This window comes from Xenorhabdus yunnanensis (genome assembly GCF_028598805.1).
Classification (GTDB): Bacteria; Pseudomonadota; Gammaproteobacteria; order Enterobacterales; family Enterobacteriaceae; genus Xenorhabdus; species Xenorhabdus yunnanensis.
In genome coordinates this window covers 1-2441 of record NZ_JAQRFI010000129.1, presented here as the reverse complement: position 1 = coordinate 2441, position 2441 = coordinate 1, and the positions used below count along the sequence as shown (strand labels likewise).

At 32.3% G+C, this 2441-nt stretch carries 4 protein-coding genes and 1 pseudogene; 4 read left to right on the top strand and 1 reads right to left on the bottom strand.

Annotated elements, in window-relative coordinates:
- Window positions 1-50: 50 nt before the first annotated feature.
- The 4 genes from PSI23_RS23290 (at window position 51) to PSI23_RS20980 (ending at window position 2390) form a co-directional block, all read left to right on the top strand.
- A complete protein-coding gene (locus PSI23_RS23290; RefSeq protein WP_373567367.1) occupies window positions 51-251 on the top strand; it encodes a barstar family protein in 201 nt (66 codons plus the stop codon).
- Window positions 252-644: 393 nt separating this feature from the next.
- The gene (locus tag PSI23_RS20990) at window positions 645-818 is read left to right on the top strand and encodes a hypothetical protein (protein WP_273556892.1); all 174 of its coding nucleotides are present in this window, start codon (window positions 645-647) and stop codon (window positions 816-818) included.
- A 471-nt stretch (window positions 819-1289) separates the two neighbouring features.
- A complete protein-coding gene (locus tag PSI23_RS20985) occupies window positions 1290-1589 on the top strand; it encodes an immunity 22 family protein (protein WP_273556891.1) in 300 nt (99 codons plus the stop codon).
- A gap of 186 nt (window positions 1590-1775) precedes the next feature.
- Entirely contained in the window at window positions 1776-2390 is a 615-nt protein-coding gene (locus tag PSI23_RS20980) for a DUF1963 domain-containing protein (RefSeq protein ID WP_273556890.1), read from the top strand.
- Here the strand turns inward: PSI23_RS20980 and PSI23_RS20975 are convergent.
- Window positions 2347-2441: pseudogene (locus tag PSI23_RS20975) on the bottom strand (IS982 family transposase); the annotation flags it as partial. The gene PSI23_RS20980 and the pseudogene PSI23_RS20975 overlap by 44 nt on opposite strands.

The following is a 2441-nucleotide window of genomic DNA, read 5'->3' as shown; positions in this document are numbered from 1 at the left end:
ATTTTACATTGGTCAGACTGGCGACGACGGCATCAATACCGGGCGCAACAATGTCACTACCGCCGCCGGGGAGATCATCGGCTTACAGAGCAATTACGGCTGTAGTATTAGGTAGAAACTTAGATGCTCTTGATGACTGCTTAATTGATATTTCTCACAGAAATGTGAAAGTTTTATTTAAAAATAGCATTCAAATGTTGAAGTCTCTAAACACAGAAAAAAATATCAGGAAGACTATGTGTCTATTATAGTGGATATATTAAAACAGCATGGGTTTGTGGTAGAGTTAAGATAATATTATTTATGTGATTTTTAGGTTATTAAAAATTGCCACATGATAAAAAGCCGGTAGATCTATAATCTTCGGCTTTATTTCCTACAGTGGTGAATATCCATTCCGAGCCAGCTCAGCTTAGAGCTGAAGGTGAAAGGCATTACAAGATCTCTTGGTACCTGCCCAAAGTGTATATCGGGGCTTTGAGAATTGCTCTTTAACAGAATGGGTAAAGATGGAGGGATAAGCTTATTATAAAAAAATGAAAAATCCACCTAAAAGATAGGATGATGAGGGAGTACGCCTCCTAATTTGATAGGACTAATTGAGGCTTGAATTTGTGTTGGTATACATTTAAACCGGAGTTCATATGTTAGATAAGGATAAACAATACTGCTTAGCAGATATTATCTCTGATATGAAAGATACTGATTCAAGGGATGATGACTTTTGTCTATATGGTATTGACGATGAAAAATTGAGAAAAGATGGTAATTATTACATCGCAGATTTTCCTGATGTAATTGATATGGTTCTTGCATAAAAACCATCTGCTACATTGGATAATTTTGTTACGGCACTTAATTATTATACTGAAAATGATGATTTTTTAGATTTTTGATATATTAATAAATCTCGAAAGTGAAAGATCTCTAGTTATAAGCTGGAGGTCTTACTGCAAACTATAATATTATACATCTGTCACAAGTTAGCTCAGTTTTTTAGCTATTAAAGCAAAAGACGGAGATATTACAATGGAAGAACTAAAAAATATGTTGTAGATATAGATAAGATTACCTTCATAAATTTAATAAACCGCAAAGAAAATTCCATCCCAGATTGGGGATATCATAGAAGCAGTACAGGTAAGAATTATCGTAGTGATATAATGTTTAAAAGGAAATACTATTTATGGTAATTGAAAACAGAGTGCATTTATGGATTGGAAGTAACTTTTCTTCTGAAGATGAATATATGGAATATTTTCAATTAGATTATTCTGTTGAAGGGGATTTTGAAAACCCTAACTATAAAATTTGCCAGTTTTGTAAAGATATTGGTCATACAATGGTATGATGAAGATTTTATATGCATAATTCCACGCCATAATGGAAATATCTCTATCGATGATATTTTAACTGATGCTGCTGTAGATCAAAGCGAGTTTCAGTCAATAAAAGAAATATGTAATAAATTAGGGATGAAAGAAGCAAATTCAATATTTTGGTATCAAGATTCAGAATTACATATTAAGCCACCATATAAAACGGAATATAATAAATTGAAATATATAGGGATGTTTAAAGGTGACTAATGTCAGAATGGTTTTAAGATTTGAGAAGTTGATCATAAATGCAACAATTTTTCATCAGCTACTATATCTTTATTAATTTAAATATTAATAGTATGAAAATGCTTAATCAAGTAGCTTCAAAATTTATTCAGAGAGCTGGCAAAGAAAGCTAAAAGTGCTGGTACTTGTAAATAGGAACAAGATTACATGTATGGTCTTACACGAATTATTGTAGAAGAAACTATGAATGATAATTCTGGTTTTATTCTGGGTGGAAATAAAGGGTATGTGTCACAATGGCCCGTGAACCCTGACGGAGAAAAACTACTTAACCTTTTTTCTATAGATTATGAAAAGTTATCATCTAGAATACCTGAGAGGATATTACCAACATCAGGATATTTATCTGTATTTTCAACTTATTCTGATAATGAGTATTTTCTTGATAGCATTACTTACTTTGGTGATGAGCAAGAACTCAATCTCATTAAATCAGGATTTACGTTTGTTTCATATTCTCTGACTAATGATACCTTGGAAAATAATGATAAATTTATACCAGAAAGAAGTGTTATTTTTTTAGATATGGAAATAGAGGATGATGATTACCCAATGCTATCATTTTTTTCAAAAAAAATCCCATATGGATTAGATGATATAGGTGACATTAGGAATGATTATCACTTCGTATGCCAGATATATTCGGCAGATTTTCCTGCACCGCTTCAAGATGCATTAGGTTTATCTGACGCTATTGGTTACTTAACCCGAATTCCGCTTAAGCCATCACTGGAAAATCGTCTTCTGAGTAGAAATTTTTAAGTGATGGCTTTTTCAATTTAAGGCAGTAAGCAATCACCCCCCCTAAAACAG

Excerpts from the sequence above, each read along its gene's own strand:
- PSI23_RS23290 (WP_373567367.1), top strand. The coding sequence starts at position 51 with ATGTCACTACCGCCGCCGGGGAGATCATCGGCTTACAGAGCAATTACG.
- PSI23_RS20990 (WP_273556892.1), top strand. The coding sequence starts at position 645 with ATGTTAGATAAGGATAAACAATACTGCTTAGCAGATATTATCTCTGAT.
- PSI23_RS20980 (WP_273556890.1), top strand. The coding sequence starts at position 1,776 with ATGTATGGTCTTACACGAATTATTGTAGAAGAAACTATGAATGATAAT.